This window comes from Domibacillus sp. 8LH, from assembly GCF_038806185.1.
GTDB classification, from domain to species: Bacteria; Bacillota; Bacilli; order Bacillales; family Domibacillaceae; genus Domibacillus; species Domibacillus indicus_A.
On the sequence record NZ_JAVJNG010000004.1, the window covers coordinates 196,578 to 211,464 of the forward strand.

Genomic DNA, 14,887 nt, shown 5'->3' on the forward strand with positions numbered 1-14,887 from the left:
CCCGTGCTTGTCGTGCCTGTTGATGTATCGCCTGTGCTTGTCGTGCCCGTTGATGTCTTGCCTGTGCTTGTCGTGCCTGTTGATGTATCGCCCGTGCTTGTCGTGCCTGTTGATGTATCGCCTGTGCTTGTCGTGCCCGTTGATGTCTTGCCTGTGCTTGTCGTGCCCGTTGATGTCTTACCTGTGCTTGTCGTACCCGTTGATGTCTTACCTGTGCTTGTCGTACCCGTTGATGTCTTACCTGTGCTTGTCGTGCCCGTTGATGTCTTACCTGTGCTTGTCGTGCCCGTTGATGTATCGCCTGTGCTTGTCGTGCCTGTTGATGTCTTACCGGTGCTTGTTGTGCCTGTTGATGTATCTCCTGTGCTTGTTGTGCCTGTTGTATCACCTGTGCCTGTATGTTTCTTTTTCTTCTTTTCAGACATTTACCATCTCTCCTTTATATTCATGTTCGGAATACATTCTATTCAAAAAGACGTTAAAATGAACAGAAAGGTTGCTTCTCCAGCAATTTTTTAAAAATTTCTTTTTTCAGCATATAACGGAGTGTTAAACGATAAAAATTGAACGTAGTATTCAGGATTGAAAATTAATAATAGTTTTAAGGAGAGCCAGTTCCGAATGGAAATCATAATTAGAAAGCCTTGTTATGCACAGGAAAAAGCCCTTATGTTAAAACATAAGGGTTGAGGGAAATTGATTACCGGTGTTGTTGCCTGTCTCCTAGTTCTTCTTTTTATCTTTGCTGGATAGCCACTTTTATGCTTACAGAAAAACACCTCCAAGTTGGTTTTTTAGATAATTACATACCCGTTTCTCAACTTAAAGGTGTTTTTATTTGTTTCACTTTATAGGGTCAGTTCCTCATTCAAGGTTTTACGCTTTTTATTTTCTTTACAATTTAAAAAGCCTATAAAAACTCATAATTAAATTTTATTTTTATCAGGATTTGTTAACCTTTCTATCCCATAAAGCACGCTTAAGGGTAACAAAGGGGTAACACTTTCTTGAATAAGGATTTATTTAGAAGCTTTCAACAGGTTCTTTGAACTTTTCGAAAGCCTCTTTTTTATCCAGCAGTTTATTCCCTACACTTTTTATTTAGGCATGTTCTCTTACCAAACAAACAAACCAACAAACATGGCACTCAAAAGTGAAACCGCAATCCCGCTCACTAAAAGCTTCCACACGTTTTTTCCGATGATCCGGGATTTTTCATCGCTCATGATTGAACTGATTGTTCCATAAATCATCCCGACCGTACTAAAGTTTGCAAAAGACGTTAAAAACGTTGTCGCTACTGCAACCGTATGAGGCTGCAAAGAATGGAGATTTTTTTGCAGATCCATCATGGCCACAAATTCGTTTGTAGCAAGCTTGATTCCCATAAGCTGAGCAACGTACATCGCATCATGGCCGGACAGGCCGAGAAGAAAAGCAAACGGACTGAAAATAACAGAGAAAATCTTTTGGACAGTCAGCCCTTCTATCAAAAATCCTAAGATGCCATTTAAGCAGGCCGTTAACGCAACATAGCCGATTACCATTGCCAAAATTACGATCACCATTCGCATCCCGACAAGCATACTATTCGAAATGGTCGAGAAGAAATCGGTTCGTTCTTTTTTCGAAGGAACATAAACAATGTCTTCCTCTTTGCTCACTTCTACCGGATTTAAAACGCTCGCAAGCAGTAAAGCATTCAAGCAGTTTAAAGGAATCGCCGCAAAAACATATTCTCCCGGAACCATGCTTAAATAAGCTCCGATAATCGACCCGCTGATACTGCTCATGCTCATAATGCCAAAGGTAAGCAGGCGATTCTCGTTCAGTACAGCAAGCTGCTGCCGGATCACAGCCAGAGCTTCCGTATTTCCGAGAAACATCATCTGTAGTGAAAAAAAGCTTTCAAGCTTAGGCAGCCCTGACACCTTGGAAATTACCCAGCCTACTTTATCAATAATCCATGTCAGGATACCGAAGTAGCCAAGAATGTCGAAAAAGGCCACGATAAAAATAATGGGCATTAACGCACTAAAGAAAAAATCAACTGTAGGATTTGCCATCACGGACGGAAAAGCAAAAGAAATCCCCTCGTTTGCACAGTCTATGAGAAAAGTAAAAAACGAAGCAATTTTATCAATGACCCATGCTCCGATTTTCGTTCCAAGCATAAACCAGGTAATGAGCAGTTCCACAATGATTAAAGTAACAATGGGACGCCACTTTACCTGTTTCTTGTTGGGAGAACAAAGAAATACCAGGCCAAAAACCACTAGAATCCCAACAATATTTAATAAAAAAAACACACTAACAACTCCCTATATAGGATTCCCCGTACAAGTAAGCCCTTCGTTTCACCCACAGCCACAGGCTGAAGCATGAAAAATAAGAGTTTCGGAAATCCCATTCAATACAGTGATCCACAAAGAACCCGTATGAAAGGAATAGTCTGCGTGTTTTCTCTTCGTTTGTTCATACTTCCCTGTAGTCCGGCATTTATGGCTGCCGGGTAGAAACTATCAGACCATTTCACTGATATTATACAAGGATCATTTTTTAGACCTGCTCATTTTATAACAAACGACAGAAAGCGACAATGTTTTCAGTAGAAGTTGCAATCATTTTACAACTATTAATACTTAGAACATTCAGTATAAAAAGAACGAATGAGAATTCTGATGGAGAATGGCCCTCTCACAAGATTTTCAAACGTTAAAGAATATATCATTAAAAATGTTGTTTAAAACAAATGAGTCATGTAAAGGACGGAGGTTATTTGTTATTCTAGTACATATGCAAATCAGGCAGTTTAGGAGTGGATAAAACCATGAACAAAAAAGACATCGCACATATTCGGAAACAATTCAAAGCAGATAATGATTTACTTAAAATCTCTGACATTTTTAATGTGTATATTATGAAGGAATCAAGCGACATTTATCACCATCAAAGCCAACCTTTTGAAATGCTTGACCAGGATCAGCAGGAGTTGTTTATGAATAACTTCAAAAAACTACTCGCCGGCCAATTGGATGAGAAGCTTTTTGAGTTAAAGTTTCAACGGGAAGCGGAACATAACAGCCAGCTTATTTTACATCAAGGATTACTAAGCGCTGATGTAGAAGGCTGGAAAGAGCAAATGCTTCAAATCGTCGGCAAAATGCTTGCACTTCGGCAATATGAGAAGGATATTGTCGTCACATTTATTCGCGGAGAGTATTTCAAGCCAATGAAACGCCGTAATCAAGAAGCTGAAGAAAGTGAACGGGATACCGTTTATTCACATCCGTTTATTTTATGCAGCATCAATAACACACAAGAGCCGAAAAAAGAACTGCTTTTTGACTATGTTGAAAAAGAGTTCAAATATCATTTTGTCCTTGATCCTATTATCAATCTTAATACCCCCCTTTCAGGCTTTCTGTTTCCCTGCTTCACTGATAATGCAGCAGATGTTAATCATATTCTTTATTCAGCAGGCAAGGTACATGAGCCCGATCACTCGTTCATTGAGGACGTATTAAACGGGGAAGAAACGATGACGGCAAAAGATGATAAAATCGTTTTTGAAGAAATCATTAAAGACGTAACCGGAGATCAGCTAAGCACATCTACACTCTCTAATGTGTACGAAGAGATTAACCGCATGATCGAGGAAAATGAAGAGGAAGAACCGCCAAAATTAGATTCCAAGGACGTAGAACGGGTTTTAAAGATGAGCGGCCTTGAAGACATCAATTCGGAAAAAATTGAATCAGCCTACCAAAAAATAATCGATGACGACAAGTATGAGATCAAAGCCAGCAGCATCCTGCCAAAATACACGTCAAAATCCATTAAAATCAGCACGAAAGCAGCGAACATTTCAATCAGTCCACAGGATTTGGGCTATGTGAAACAAATTCTTTTTAACGGTAAACGCTACCTCATGATCGAAGTCGAAGAAGATACCGTGATCGAAGGCTTTACGATGATTCCAGAAGCTCTGGGCGGCGACATAGATCAATAATAGATAAATGTGCAAGGTGCTCCAATGATGACGTTGGGTACCTGACAAGCATAGGACAGGTCTAGGATTTCTTAAGAGTAAGAAGTTTCAAACCCGCCCTTCTTTCTCATAATTTTATTGAACAAACCTGAATGAACATTTTAACTGATTTATCTTATTACAATTTGTTATATACAAACGGGTATACCCTGAATGAACATCAACTTTTCGAGTTATAATAAATATCTAATTATGGCTCTTACTTTAATGCTTTAGTCGGGGGTACTCTTTATATGGCTAACCAAAAAGATAATACAAATGACTACGAAGAAGCACCGTTTGCAGCTGGAATGAATTTCGATCTTAAAGAAATAGAACCTTTTTTAAAAAGGTTATCTTCTTCAATACTGGATTCAGGTTTTGGTCAAGACGAAATCAATACTATTCAAGCTGAAATTAACGCTATGAAAGAAGACAACGAAGAAAAAGAAATCGGAACCTTTAATGTTATTTATAGAGGGCAACAGACAAAAATACGGATTCAAGCTGAAATTCATATTGAGGATATTGAAAAAGAAGTTGTTCTATATATGTTTAGTATTCAAGAATTAGTTGATCTAATAGACGAGGAAATGCTGAAAACTGAAGACGAAAGAGATATATAAGCAAAAGCAGAAAGAAGCCGGGATGAAGGTTTTACCCTCCATCCCGGCTTCTTCTACTTGCGGTGCTGGTCAAGGTGAAAAGGAGCTTGAAAGGTGTTTTAAATGCGTTTAACACGCCCATTAAAAACAGCAGCCCAATTGCTGCCTGGCGCCATACTAACAATTAGTACTCGACTATGTCTGAATGACCTTCTTGTTCTCTATATAAATTTCAATACGGACTTCTACTTCAGGAAGACTGGGAAGTAATTTAATTTTTGACTATGAGTTTTTTTAAATAAAAAGAAAATAAAAAAGCGTCAAACCTTGATGTATAAAGGTTTGACGCTTTTTCGGGGGATGATATTACATCATGCCGCCCATTCCACCCATGCCGCCCATGTCTGGCATGCCCATGCCGCCGCCTTCTTCTGGCTTGTCTGCTACAACTGCTTCTGTTGTTAGGAACAGAGCTGCTACAGACGCTGCGTTTTGAAGAGCATAGCGTGTTACTTTTGTTGGGTCTACGATACCAGTTTCGATCATGTTTACCCACTCGCCTGTTGCTGCGTTGAAGCCAACGCCGACTTCTTCGCGCTTCAAGCGGTCTACGATAACAGAACCTTCAAGGCCTGCGTTGCGTGCGATTTGACGAAGCGGCTCTTCTAGTGCACGAAGAACGATTCTTACACCTGTTGCTACGTCGCCTTCGCCTTCTACTTCAGCTACTTTGTTGTATACGTTGACAAGAGCTGTACCACCACCGGATACGATACCTTCTTCAACTGCTGCGCGCGTTGCGTTCAACGCGTCTTCAATGCGAAGTTTGCGCTCTTTTAGTTCTGTTTCAGTCGCAGCACCAACTTTGATTACGGCTACGCCGCCCGCTAGTTTTGCAAGACGCTCCTGCAATTTTTCACGGTCGAATTCAGAAGTTGTTTCTTCTAATTGTGCACGGATTTGGCTTACGCGGCCGCCGATGTTTTGAGACTCGCCAGCGCCTTCAACGATTGTTGTGTTTTCTTTTGTAACGACTACTTTCGCTGCGCGGCCAAGTTGTGTAATGTTTGTTGTTTTCAAGTCAAGGCCAAGCTCTTCTGTGATCACTTCGCCGCCTGTCAGGATCGCAATATCTTCAAGCATAGCTTTACGGCGGTCACCGAAGCCTGGTGCTTTAACTGCTACTGCGTTGAATGTACCGCGAAGTTTGTTCACAACAAGTGTTGCAAGTGCTTCGCCTTCTACATCTTCAGAGATCAATAGAAGCGGCTTGCTTTGTTGAACCACCTGCTCAAGCACTGGAAGGATTTCCTGGATGCTTGTGATTTTTTTATCTGTGATTAAGATGTATGGATTGTCTAAAACAGCTTCCATTTTATCAGAATCTGTGATCATGTAAGGAGATGCGTAACCACGGTCAAACTGCATACCTTCTACTACATCAAGCTCTGTTGTGAAGCCTTTTGATTCTTCGATTGTGATAACGCCGTCGTTTCCAACGCGCTCCATCGCTTCTGCGATCAATTGGCCTACTTCTTCGTCAGCAGAAGAAATCGCTGCTACTTGTGCGATTGATTCTTTGCCTTCGATTTGTTTAGAGATGTTTTGAAGCTCTGTTACAGCTGCTGCTACCGCTTTGTCCATTCCTTTGCGGATGCCGACTGGGTTAGCGCCTGCTGTTACGTTTTTAAGACCTTCGCGGATCATCGCTTGCGCTAGAACCGTTGCAGTTGTTGTACCGTCACCGGCTACATCATTTGTTTTGCTTGCTACTTCTGCTACAAGCTTCGCACCCATGTTTTCAAACGCGTCTTCAAGCTCAATTTCTTTAGCGATCGTGACACCGTCGTTTGTAATAAGTGGAGAACCGAATTTTTTCTCCAATACAACGTTGCGTCCTTTCGGTCCAAGCGTTACTTTTACCGCATCTGCAAGCTTGTCTACACCAGCAAGCATTGCGCGGCGCGCGTCTTCACTGAATTTAATGTCTTTAGCCATGTTAAAAGTGCCTCCTTTAAATGATGGTTCTATTAGTCGTTCATTTTGAATGTTAAATTAAGCCGCTTTTTGCGGATTGTTAGCCAATTACAGCTAAAATGTCATTTTCGCGGAGCAATAAGTAGTCGTTTCCTTCAAACTTTACTTCTGTTCCTGCGTATTTTGAGAAGATAATGCGGTCGCCTTCAGCAACTTCAAGTGCTACACGCTCTCCGCTGTCAAGCACACGTCCTGTACCCACGGCCACAACTTTTCCTTCCTGTGGCTTTTCTTTTGCCGAATCTGGAAGTACAATTCCGCTGGCTGTTTTTTCTTCAGATTCTACTAGCTCAATTACTACGCGGTCACCTAGTGGTTTTAACAAGTGAAACCCTCCTCAAAAATGGTTGAATATATTTTTATTAGCACTCTACTCTAATGAGTGCTAACACAATTATTATAATAAAGGATGCCCTATCCTCTTTGCAAGCAGAAAGCGGAAAAATTTTCAGACTCCTTATTTGAAGCGGCTTTCGTTCAATAGTACAATAAAAAGAAGAACGCCGGACGTTGCGTTTTTTCTATCAGTAAAGGGGTTTTTTTGTGAAAAAAGAATACGGGTTCATTTTGATTACGTACATTGTCATGCAGCTTTCCGCTTTTGTCGGCCAGCCGCTCCTGTACGAGGCAGGACTCATTGCCGGAGTAGAGCCCGCCCGCCTGAAAGCGCTTGTCCCAGGTTACTGGACGGTAATCGCATTTGCGCTGGCAACGGCGATTGTGCTGCTTATTTTATGGCGTTCTACGTATCGAAACTCCATTGAACGTCAGGCACCTGTTCCTCCTGGCTCTGCAATGGTCTGGGCTATACTTGGCGTATTTATGGCGTTTGCTGCCCAGTATGCGGCCATTATGGTTGAAACGTTTCTTCTCGGTATCGAGCCGGGATCGCAAAACACACAAGATATTATTGAGCTTGTCCAGGGACTGCCGGTTGTTGTCCTGGCCGTAGCGGTATTTGGACCGATTTTAGAAGAAATTGTGTTTCGTAAAATCATTTTCGGCTCGCTTTACAACCGGATGCCGTTTTTTTTCGCGGCTTTAATCAGCTCGCTTATTTTCTCTGTCGCGCATATGGAGCTGGAGCACACAATATTATATGCGGCAATGGGTTTTACATTCGCTTTTCTTTATGTAAAAACAAAACGAATTATCGTACCGATTGTCGCGCACGTGTCGATGAATACATTTGTTGTGCTGATGCAGTATGTGTTTGCGGATGACCTTCAGGAAATGATTCGCAAAGCAGAGCAGATGGAGCAGCTGTCCCAATGGATCAAGTGGTGGTAAGGGGGAAATTGCGTGCAGTCTTATTTAACAAGAGGCATTTTTTTTAGTGTCCTTGGTGCTTTTTTTGTTCTTTTTGCCATTCAGGATGTAAATGCAAATGGGTTCGGTCCCTTTACATACCTGCTGATTCTGCTGGCTACTATGGATATTGGCACAGGCATCCGCCTTATCTTTACCCATATAAAACGGCAAAAAAGCCAAAAATAAAATCCGTCCAGGTTACTGGGCGGATTTTTCTTCGTTTTCTGCGGTGAGGGCTTCTGCCTGCTGCGCTTTTTTGTAGCCGATTCTTGAGATCCATACACTCACTTCATATAGTAAAAAAAGTGGTACGCTCACTATGGCAAACGACATAATATCAGGCGGAGTGATGAGCGCCGCGATAACCAGCAGGACAAAATAAGCGTAGCGCCGAATCTGCCCTAACAGCTGTGGAGTGACAATGCCAAGCCTTGTTAAAAACAAGGTAATGACCGGCAGCTGAAAAAGGAATCCAAACGGAATCGTTGTTTGAAATAAAAAGTGAAAATATTCATTGATGCCAATTACCTGTTCAATATTCAAATCGCCAGACAGCTTCATCATAAAATGAATAATGTAGGGAAACAACACAAAATAGGAAAACGAAAGACCGCCAAGAAACAGCAGTATCGACGCCGGAATATAGCTGAGCGTAACCCGGCGCTCCCGTTCATGAAGGCCCGGACTGACAAATGCCCAGAGCTGGTATAAAAGAACCGGCGAAGTTAACACAACTCCAATCACAAAAGCCATTTGAAAATAAACTTTCAGCGGATCGGTTACACGAAACGCATTCATCGTCAAGGCAGCCGCTTCATCTGCATGCTGTAGATACTGGATGATCGGCTTTGCCAAAAAAAGCCCGCCGATTGCCGCAATAAAAAAGAAAATAATCACAATGATGAGGCGCTTGCGCACTTCTTCTAAATGTTCATATATCGTCATATCCTGCTGGCTCATTTGTCTATCATCCTAACATTACTTGGACTCTTTTTTGTCCTCTGTCCGTTCTTCATCATCGGCCAGTCCTTTTGTTGAGTTTTTAAACTCACGAAGTGTATCCCCTGCTGCCCGTCCGAGCTCGGGGAGCTTTTTCGGTCCGAAAATCAAAAGTGCTGCTGCGCCAATTACAACCATACTTCCAATCCCTGGCATTGGCATCCGCCTCCTTTTTCCTAATCATAACTGATTTAAGAACGCAATACTATGATCATTTTTCGACAGATTCATCCGGATAGTTTTTCAGGAAATAAACGAGCGATTGCAGCTCAACCGCCAGGTCAATGTGATGCACCCGAATCTCAGGCGGCACATTTAGTCTTGCAGGTGTAAAGTTTAAAATCCCTTTAATATCTGCTTTTACCAGCCGGTCCGTAATGGACTGGGCCGCTGCCTGCGGAATCGTTAAAATCGCGACTGGCACTTCTAACTCAGATAATACCTTTTCTAATTCATCCATATGATGAATGGGCACGTCTCCAATTTTTTGATTGACCTTGCTCTCTTCAACGTCAAAAGCCACCAGGATCTTTGTATTGTTATTTTTTAAAAAGTTATAATTTAAAAACGCCGTTCCTAAATTTCCGACACCAATAAGCGCTACATTGGTCACTTCATCCTGATCAAGGGTTTTGCGGAAAAAAGACAGCAGATAGCTCACATTGTATCCATATCCTTTTTTGCCAAGTGCGCCAAAGTATGAAAAATCGCGGCGGATTGTAGCCGAGTCTACTTTCACCGCTTCACTCAGCTCTGCCGATGACACCCGCTGTTTTCCGGAAGAATGCAGGTTTTGAATAAATCGATAATATAAAGGCAGACGCTTTGCCGTCGCCTGAGGTATTTTCATCGAATCGTTGTTCATTTTTTTCCCTCCAAGGTGATACCGCTTCCATGTTTGTTTTCTTTTCTTAATACAATCATAAATCTTTGTAGCGTTTTTCACAAGAACCGCTTCTTTTTCATTGCCCAAGGCGCTGAGCTCAAGTAAAGTGGAAGGTGAGGTGAAAAACAATGATTCTTCTACAAGTACAGCAGCTTTCGAAATATTATGGAGCTGAACTGATTTTATCTAATATTAAGCTTGAAGTGCAGACAGGCGACCGCATTGCTCTTGTTGGACGTAACGGAGCTGGCAAATCGACTCTGCTGAAAATGATTGCCGGACAGCTTTCTTATGAAGAAGGCGCCATTATGAAGCCAAAAGACGTAACCATCGGCTATCTGGCACAAGATACCGGGCTTGAATCGGACTTATCTATTTGGGATGAAATGAACAGCGTATTTGACGGCCTGCGCGAAATGGAACAAAAGCTGCGGGCACTTGAAGCCAGCATGGCCGATCCTGATGTGTATGAAAATCCTGCCCGCTACAACCAGGTCATGACTGCTTACGATAGTCTGCAAAATGAATTTAAGGAAGCAGGCGGCTATCAATACGAGGCTGATCTCCGATCAGTCCTGCACGGATTTCGTTTTCACGATTATGACTATGATACCCGCATTTCCACGCTGAGCGGCGGACAAAAAACACGTCTCGCCCTTGCTAAGCTTCTTTTAACAAAGCCGGATATTTTAATTCTCGATGAACCGACCAACCACCTTGATATCGAGACGCTTTCCTGGCTTGAAAACTATCTGCAAAGCTATTCTGGTGCAATTTTAATTGTCTCGCATGACCGCTACTTCCTCGATAAAACCGTTAATCAGGTATATGAAGTATCCCGTCATAAAATCCGCCGTTTTACCGGTAACTACAGCAAATACTTAACCCAGAAAGCCGAGCAGTTTGAACGGGAAATGAAGCAATATGAAAAACAGCAGGAAGAAGCGGCAAAGCTGGAGGAGTTTATTCAGCGAAACATCGCACGTGCCTCTACTACAAAACGAGCGCAAAGCCGGCGCAAGCAGCTTGACCGCATGGAAATGATGGCTCGGCCGGACGGAGACGAAAAGCCGCCGGGCATGCTGTTTGATATCGATCGTCAGAGCGGCAGTGAAGTACTGCATGTAGACCATGTATCGATAGGCTACAATGGTGAAAAAATTGGCGCAGATCTGTCTTTTTCCGTTACACGCGGTGATAGCATCGTCCTTGTCGGACCAAATGGAGCCGGCAAGTCGACCCTGCTCAAATCCATTACCGGTGCTCTTCCGCTGATTGGCGGCGATATCCGTCATGGAGCTGGAGTGGAAATCGGCTACTACGATCAGGAGCAATCTCATTTGAACCGGGCTAAAACCGTGTTGTCTGAACTGTGGGATGACTATCCGGGCACACCGGAAAAAGAAATCCGTTCAATACTAGGCACGTTTCTGTTCTCAGGAGATGACGTCTTAAAACCAGTAGCTGCTCTTAGCGGAGGCGAAAAAGCGCGCCTTGCGCTGGCCAAGCTGACGATGCAAAGGGCCAATTTCTTAATTCTCGATGAGCCGACGAACCATTTGGACCTTGATAGTAAAGAAGTGCTTGAAAACGCCTTGATCGATTATCCGGGTACTCTTTTATTCGTGTCTCATGACCGGTATTTTATTAACCGGATTGCTACAAAAGTGATTGAGCTCGACAAAGAAGGCGTTACCGTCTATTTGGGTGACTACGATTATTATGTAGAGAAAAAAAATGAGCTTGAGGAGCTCGCTGCGCTTGAAGCAGACGAAAAAACAGTCACAAAAGCCAAGCCGGCACCAGCGGATTCTTATAAAACAGATAAAGAACAGCGTAAAAAAGAACGGCAGCGAGCGCGGCGGATTGAAGAAATCGAAACAGAAATTGCCGCTCAAGAAGAAAAAGTAACGGAAGCAGAAGAGTTGCTTTGTCTGCCTGAAGTATATGAAGATCACGAAAAATCGCTGGAACTGCAGCAGCAGCTTGATCGCGCAAACGAAGCGATTGAACAGCTTATGACAGAATGGGAAGAATTGCAATCTGAGTAAAGAAGAGGCTATCCACAGCCTCTTTTCTTTTTATCCACATAAAAACAGCGAATACTCTGTTTATTGCAAAGGTTTCCACAGATTTATACACATTACCCACAGGTTGTGGATGAATTTATCCCCTTTATGCACAAAAAAAGGCATTCCAGCTAGAATGCCTCTTTTTTAAAAAGCTTCAATATCTAAGCCGGGATGACCATTCATATCCATCCCATCTCGTTTTCCCTGCTCGAATAAAATCGTGCCTGCTGCTGCAATCATCGCCGCGTTATCTGTACATAAAGACAGTGGCGGAATCACAAGTTCAATATTTTTAAAATCAGCAAAAGCATTCTCTAAAGAAGCACGAAGTCCTTTATTGGCCGCAACGCCTCCAGACAATAGCACTTGTTTTACTCCATACTCTTTAGCAGCACGGATCGTTTTTTCAGTTAATACATCGACAACACTTGCTTGAAAGCTTGCCGCCAGGTTTTCCGGCACAATCTCTTCCCCGCGCTGCTCTGCATTATGAACCGTATTAATAACCGCTGATTTTAAACCGCTGAAGCTGAAATCGTAAGAACCCTCTTCAAGCCGGACACGCGGAAGCTTGTACGTATCTTCTCCTTGAGCCGCAAGCCGATCAATATGCGGACCCCCTGGATAAGGCAGGTTTAGTGTACGTGCTACTTTATCGTATGCTTCACCTGCTGCATCATCGCGTGTTTCACCAATGACCTCAAATGATCCATGTTCCTTCATATAAACAAGCTCCGTATGTCCGCCTGAGACGACGAGAGACAGGAGTGGAAACGCCATTTCCTTCACCAGGCGATTCGCGTAAATATGTCCCGCAATATGGTGGACACCAATAAGCGGCAGGTTGTGGGCAAAAGCGATTGCCTTTGCAGCATTTACGCCAATTAATAGGGCACCTACAAGCCCTGGACCTTTCGTCACAGCGATTGCATCCATATCTTTAAACGTCAGACCTGCCTGTTCAAGTGTTTCGTTCAGTACAGCGATAATTTGTTCTACATGATGGCGGGAAGCAATTTCAGGCACAACACCGCCAAACCGCTTGTGGCTTTCAATCTGAGAAGAAACAATATTCGCCACAATTTCTGTACCATTTTTTACAATGGCTGCCGCCGTTTCATCACAGCTCGTTTCAATTCCAAAAACATATGTGTTTTTTTCCATTATAAATTCACCCACATTACTAAAGCATCTTCCTGGTTGTCGGTATAATACTGCTTCCGGATTCCACCCGGCTGCAAACCGAATTGTTTATACAATGTCATTGCTGCTGTATTGCTGACGCGAACCTCAAGTGAAAGAACAGCTCCACCGTACTCCCTTGCTTTTTGGATCATAAAACCAAGCAGTTTTTTCCCATATCCTTTTCCACGGAATCGAGGCAAAATCGCGATATTGGTAATCTGCACTTGATCGTACACAACCCACATTCCGCAATAGCCGATAACAAGGCCCTCTTGTTCGACCGTATAATAATGAGCATAATCATTTAATGCAATTTCTCTTTCAAAGGCTTCTTTTGGCCAAGGAAGGGAAAAGCTTGCCTGCTCTACTTCGAGCACAGCCGGAATATCTTCTATTACCATTGGGCGGATTACTGCATCACTCACGGCCAGCCGCCTTCTTTTCATTTGCCTCAATCCACTTAGCCTCTGCTTCAGCAAGACGTGCATAATTTGGTACAACCTCTGTTGGGTTACTTTCCACTGCAGCCCCGAGCGCTAAAAGAGCAGCCGGGCGGGTATAAGGAACGGCTCTGCCGGCAAATACAGCCTGCTCACCCATTTGTTCAGCAATTACTTTCTCATAAATTTTACTTTCCTGCCCCACAAATAAAACCGGCTCCTTTTGAAGAAGCAGCTCTGTGCACCATTCCGCCACCGAAACATTCCGATCTTCCAAAACGGGCTGAACCGCGCCATTTGACAAGCGGTATAAGCCCGTGAAAATGCGTTCACGCCGCGCATCAAAAACCGGGCAGACAAGTCCATCTACCACGGGAGCTGAAGCAGACAGTGAAGCGAGACCAGAAACGGCAGCCAGTGGAATATTTAATGTCCAGGCCAGCGTTTTGGCGATCGTTACACCAATACGAACTCCTGTATACGAGCCCGGACCATTTGTTACAATAATCTTTTCCAAATCTTCCGGCTTTATGTCTGCTTCATTCATTAACGTTTGAATAGCCGGCATTACCCGGATAGAATGATTCTTTTTCACATTTGTTACCTGCTCCGCCAGAATGACGTCGCCATCTGCGAGACCGATCGACAGCGTATAAGTGGAGGTATCAATCGCTAATGTTTTCAAATGTATTCACCTTCTCCAGAATGCGGACATATCGATCCCCATTCACTGTTAATTGTACTTTTCGCTGCCCTTCTACACCAGTGTGGAAGAGATTGATTTGTATGTACTCTTCCGGAAGCTGGTCTGCGATTAAATGGGCCCATTCCACGACCGTAATGCCATTACCATAAAAGTATTCATCAAAACCCAGATCTTCTGATTCTTCCCCTAGCCGGTAAACATCCATATGGTAAAGAGGATAGGTGCCTTCATATTCTTTGATGATGGTAAATGTTGGACTGTTTATATTTTTCGTGACACCTAATGCTTTTGCCAAATGTTGTGTAAATGTTGTTTTTCCTGCTCCTAAGTCGCCTTCAAGCAACAAGACGTCGCCTGGACGAAGCGTATCAGCCAGCGCACTAGCAAATGCGCTCATTTCTTCCAAATTGTTTAACGTCCATGTATAAGAAGATGTCATGTGTCCGCCTTCTTTCCTCGAAAAAAAACCTTAGGATAATGATGATCCTAAGGTTTCTGATTGTATCTTTATTATATCGAATAATTGCGTATTCTAAAAGAAAATGGCGGTCCGGACGGGACTCGAACCCGCGACCTCCTGCGTGACAGGCAGGCATTCTAACCAACTGAACTACCG

Annotated in this window: 16 protein-coding genes and 1 riboswitch; of the genes, 5 read left to right on the forward strand and 11 right to left on the reverse strand. The window is 43.1% G+C overall.

The genetic code is table 11. The features are described 5' to 3' along the window. Both RG959_RS09255 and RG959_RS09260 read right to left on the reverse strand, forming a co-directional pair. Positions 1-425, reverse strand: a 425-nt coding sequence (locus tag RG959_RS09255; RefSeq protein WP_342796846.1) for a hypothetical protein, incomplete at its 3' end; no start/stop codon positions are given. A gap of 690 nt (positions 426-1,115) precedes the next feature. Continuing rightward, positions 1,116-2,309 (reverse strand): nucleoside transporter C-terminal domain-containing protein, encoded by a 1,194-nt coding sequence (locus tag RG959_RS09260; protein WP_342796847.1) that lies wholly within the window; start codon positions 2,307-2,309, stop codon positions 1,116-1,118. 159 nt (positions 2,310-2,468) lie between these two features. Beyond that, positions 2,469-2,569, reverse strand: a riboswitch (purine riboswitch). A 261-nt stretch (positions 2,570-2,830) separates the two neighbouring features. On the opposite strand from RG959_RS09260, the gene RG959_RS09265 reads away from it, so the two are divergent. After that, complete coding sequence (locus RG959_RS09265) at positions 2,831-4,012, forward strand: DUF4317 domain-containing protein (protein WP_342796848.1); 1,182 nt, start codon at positions 2,831-2,833, stop codon at positions 4,010-4,012. Between the two features lie 272 nt (positions 4,013-4,284). Continuing rightward, positions 4,285-4,656, forward strand: coding sequence for a hypothetical protein (locus tag RG959_RS09270; RefSeq protein WP_342796849.1), 372 nt, complete (start codon positions 4,285-4,287; stop codon positions 4,654-4,656). Between the two features lie 345 nt (positions 4,657-5,001). Here RG959_RS09270 and groL read toward each other — a convergent pair whose 3' ends face one another. Both groL and groES read right to left on the reverse strand, forming a co-directional pair. Beyond that, entirely contained in the window at positions 5,002-6,633 is a 1,632-nt protein-coding gene (gene groL / locus RG959_RS09275) for a chaperonin GroEL (protein WP_342796850.1), read from the reverse strand. A gap of 79 nt (positions 6,634-6,712) precedes the next feature. After that, a complete protein-coding gene (gene groES / locus RG959_RS09280; RefSeq protein ID WP_050184120.1) occupies positions 6,713-6,997 on the reverse strand; it encodes a co-chaperone GroES in 285 nt (94 codons plus the stop codon). A 218-nt stretch (positions 6,998-7,215) separates the two neighbouring features. Here groES and RG959_RS09285 point away from each other — a divergent pair, with 218 nt between their 5' ends. Both RG959_RS09285 and RG959_RS09290 read left to right on the forward strand, forming a co-directional pair. Further along, complete coding sequence (locus RG959_RS09285) at positions 7,216-7,962, forward strand: CPBP family intramembrane glutamic endopeptidase (RefSeq protein ID WP_342796851.1); 747 nt, start codon at positions 7,216-7,218, stop codon at positions 7,960-7,962. A 12-nt stretch (positions 7,963-7,974) separates the two neighbouring features. Continuing rightward, entirely contained in the window at positions 7,975-8,169 is a 195-nt protein-coding gene (locus tag RG959_RS09290) for a YdiK family protein (protein ID WP_242237722.1), read from the forward strand. 12 nt (positions 8,170-8,181) lie between these two features. Here the strand turns inward: RG959_RS09290 and tatC are convergent, their stop codons facing one another. Genes tatC through RG959_RS09305 form a run of 3 tightly spaced genes read right to left on the reverse strand, consistent with a single transcriptional unit; the run spans position 8,182 to position 9,847 of the window. Then, positions 8,182-8,943, reverse strand: coding sequence for a twin-arginine translocase subunit TatC (gene tatC, locus RG959_RS09295; RefSeq protein ID WP_342796852.1), 762 nt, complete (start codon positions 8,941-8,943; stop codon positions 8,182-8,184). Positions 8,944-8,961: 18 nt separating this feature from the next. Further along, positions 8,962-9,138 carry a twin-arginine translocase TatA/TatE family subunit gene (locus RG959_RS09300; protein ID WP_242237718.1) on the reverse strand — a complete coding sequence of 59 codons (177 nt, stop codon included), beginning with the start codon at positions 9,136-9,138 and terminating at the stop codon, positions 8,962-8,964. 55 nt (positions 9,139-9,193) lie between these two features. After that, positions 9,194-9,847, reverse strand: a complete 654-nt coding sequence (locus RG959_RS09305; protein ID WP_342796853.1) for a redox-sensing transcriptional repressor Rex — start codon at positions 9,845-9,847, stop codon at positions 9,194-9,196. 149 nt (positions 9,848-9,996) lie between these two features. Between RG959_RS09305 and RG959_RS09310 the strand changes: the two genes are divergently transcribed. Then, entirely contained in the window at positions 9,997-11,919 is a 1,923-nt protein-coding gene (locus tag RG959_RS09310) for an ABC-F family ATP-binding cassette domain-containing protein (RefSeq protein ID WP_342796854.1), read from the forward strand. 165 nt (positions 11,920-12,084) lie between these two features. Here the strand turns inward: RG959_RS09310 and tsaD are convergent, their stop codons facing one another. From tsaD to tsaE, 4 genes are read right to left on the reverse strand one after another with little or no spacing between them, the layout of a single operon-like run. Then, positions 12,085-13,104 (reverse strand): tRNA (adenosine(37)-N6)-threonylcarbamoyltransferase complex transferase subunit TsaD, encoded by a 1,020-nt coding sequence (gene tsaD, locus RG959_RS09315; protein WP_342796855.1) that lies wholly within the window; start codon positions 13,102-13,104, stop codon positions 12,085-12,087. Then, positions 13,104-13,571 (reverse strand): ribosomal protein S18-alanine N-acetyltransferase, encoded by a 468-nt coding sequence (gene rimI, locus RG959_RS09320; RefSeq protein WP_483298869.1) that lies wholly within the window; start codon positions 13,569-13,571, stop codon positions 13,104-13,106. Before rimI ends, tsaD begins: the two co-directional genes overlap by 1 nt. Then, entirely contained in the window at positions 13,543-14,250 is a 708-nt protein-coding gene (gene tsaB, locus RG959_RS09325; protein ID WP_342796856.1) for a tRNA (adenosine(37)-N6)-threonylcarbamoyltransferase complex dimerization subunit type 1 TsaB, read from the reverse strand. Before tsaB ends, rimI begins: the two co-directional genes overlap by 29 nt. Further along, entirely contained in the window at positions 14,231-14,710 is a 480-nt protein-coding gene (gene tsaE / locus RG959_RS09330) for a tRNA (adenosine(37)-N6)-threonylcarbamoyltransferase complex ATPase subunit type 1 TsaE (protein WP_342796857.1), read from the reverse strand. The genes tsaB and tsaE overlap by 20 nt, the downstream gene beginning before the upstream one ends. Between the last annotated feature and the right edge of the window lie 177 nt (positions 14,711-14,887).

Coding starts and splice junctions, on each gene's coding strand:
- tatC (WP_342796852.1), bottom strand. CDS start 8,943: ATGAGCCAGCAGGATATGACGATATATGAACATTTAGAAGAAGTGCGC.
- RG959_RS09305 (WP_342796853.1), bottom strand. CDS start 9,847: ATGAACAACGATTCGATGAAAATACCTCAGGCGACGGCAAAGCGTCTG.
- RG959_RS09270 (WP_342796849.1), top strand. CDS start 4,285: ATGGCTAACCAAAAAGATAATACAAATGACTACGAAGAAGCACCGTTT.
- tsaE (WP_342796857.1), bottom strand. CDS start 14,710: ATGACATCTTCTTATACATGGACGTTAAACAATTTGGAAGAAATGAGC.
- rimI (WP_483298869.1), bottom strand. CDS start 13,571: ATGAAAAGAAGGCGGCTGGCCGTGAGTGATGCAGTAATCCGCCCAATG.
- RG959_RS09310 (WP_342796854.1), top strand. CDS start 9,997: ATGATTCTTCTACAAGTACAGCAGCTTTCGAAATATTATGGAGCTGAA.
- RG959_RS09300 (WP_242237718.1), bottom strand. CDS start 9,138: ATGCCAGGGATTGGAAGTATGGTTGTAATTGGCGCAGCAGCACTTTTG.
- tsaD (WP_342796855.1), bottom strand. CDS start 13,104: ATGGAAAAAAACACATATGTTTTTGGAATTGAAACGAGCTGTGATGAA.
- RG959_RS09265 (WP_342796848.1), top strand. CDS start 2,831: ATGAACAAAAAAGACATCGCACATATTCGGAAACAATTCAAAGCAGAT.
- groL (WP_342796850.1), bottom strand. CDS start 6,633: ATGGCTAAAGACATTAAATTCAGTGAAGACGCGCGCCGCGCAATGCTT.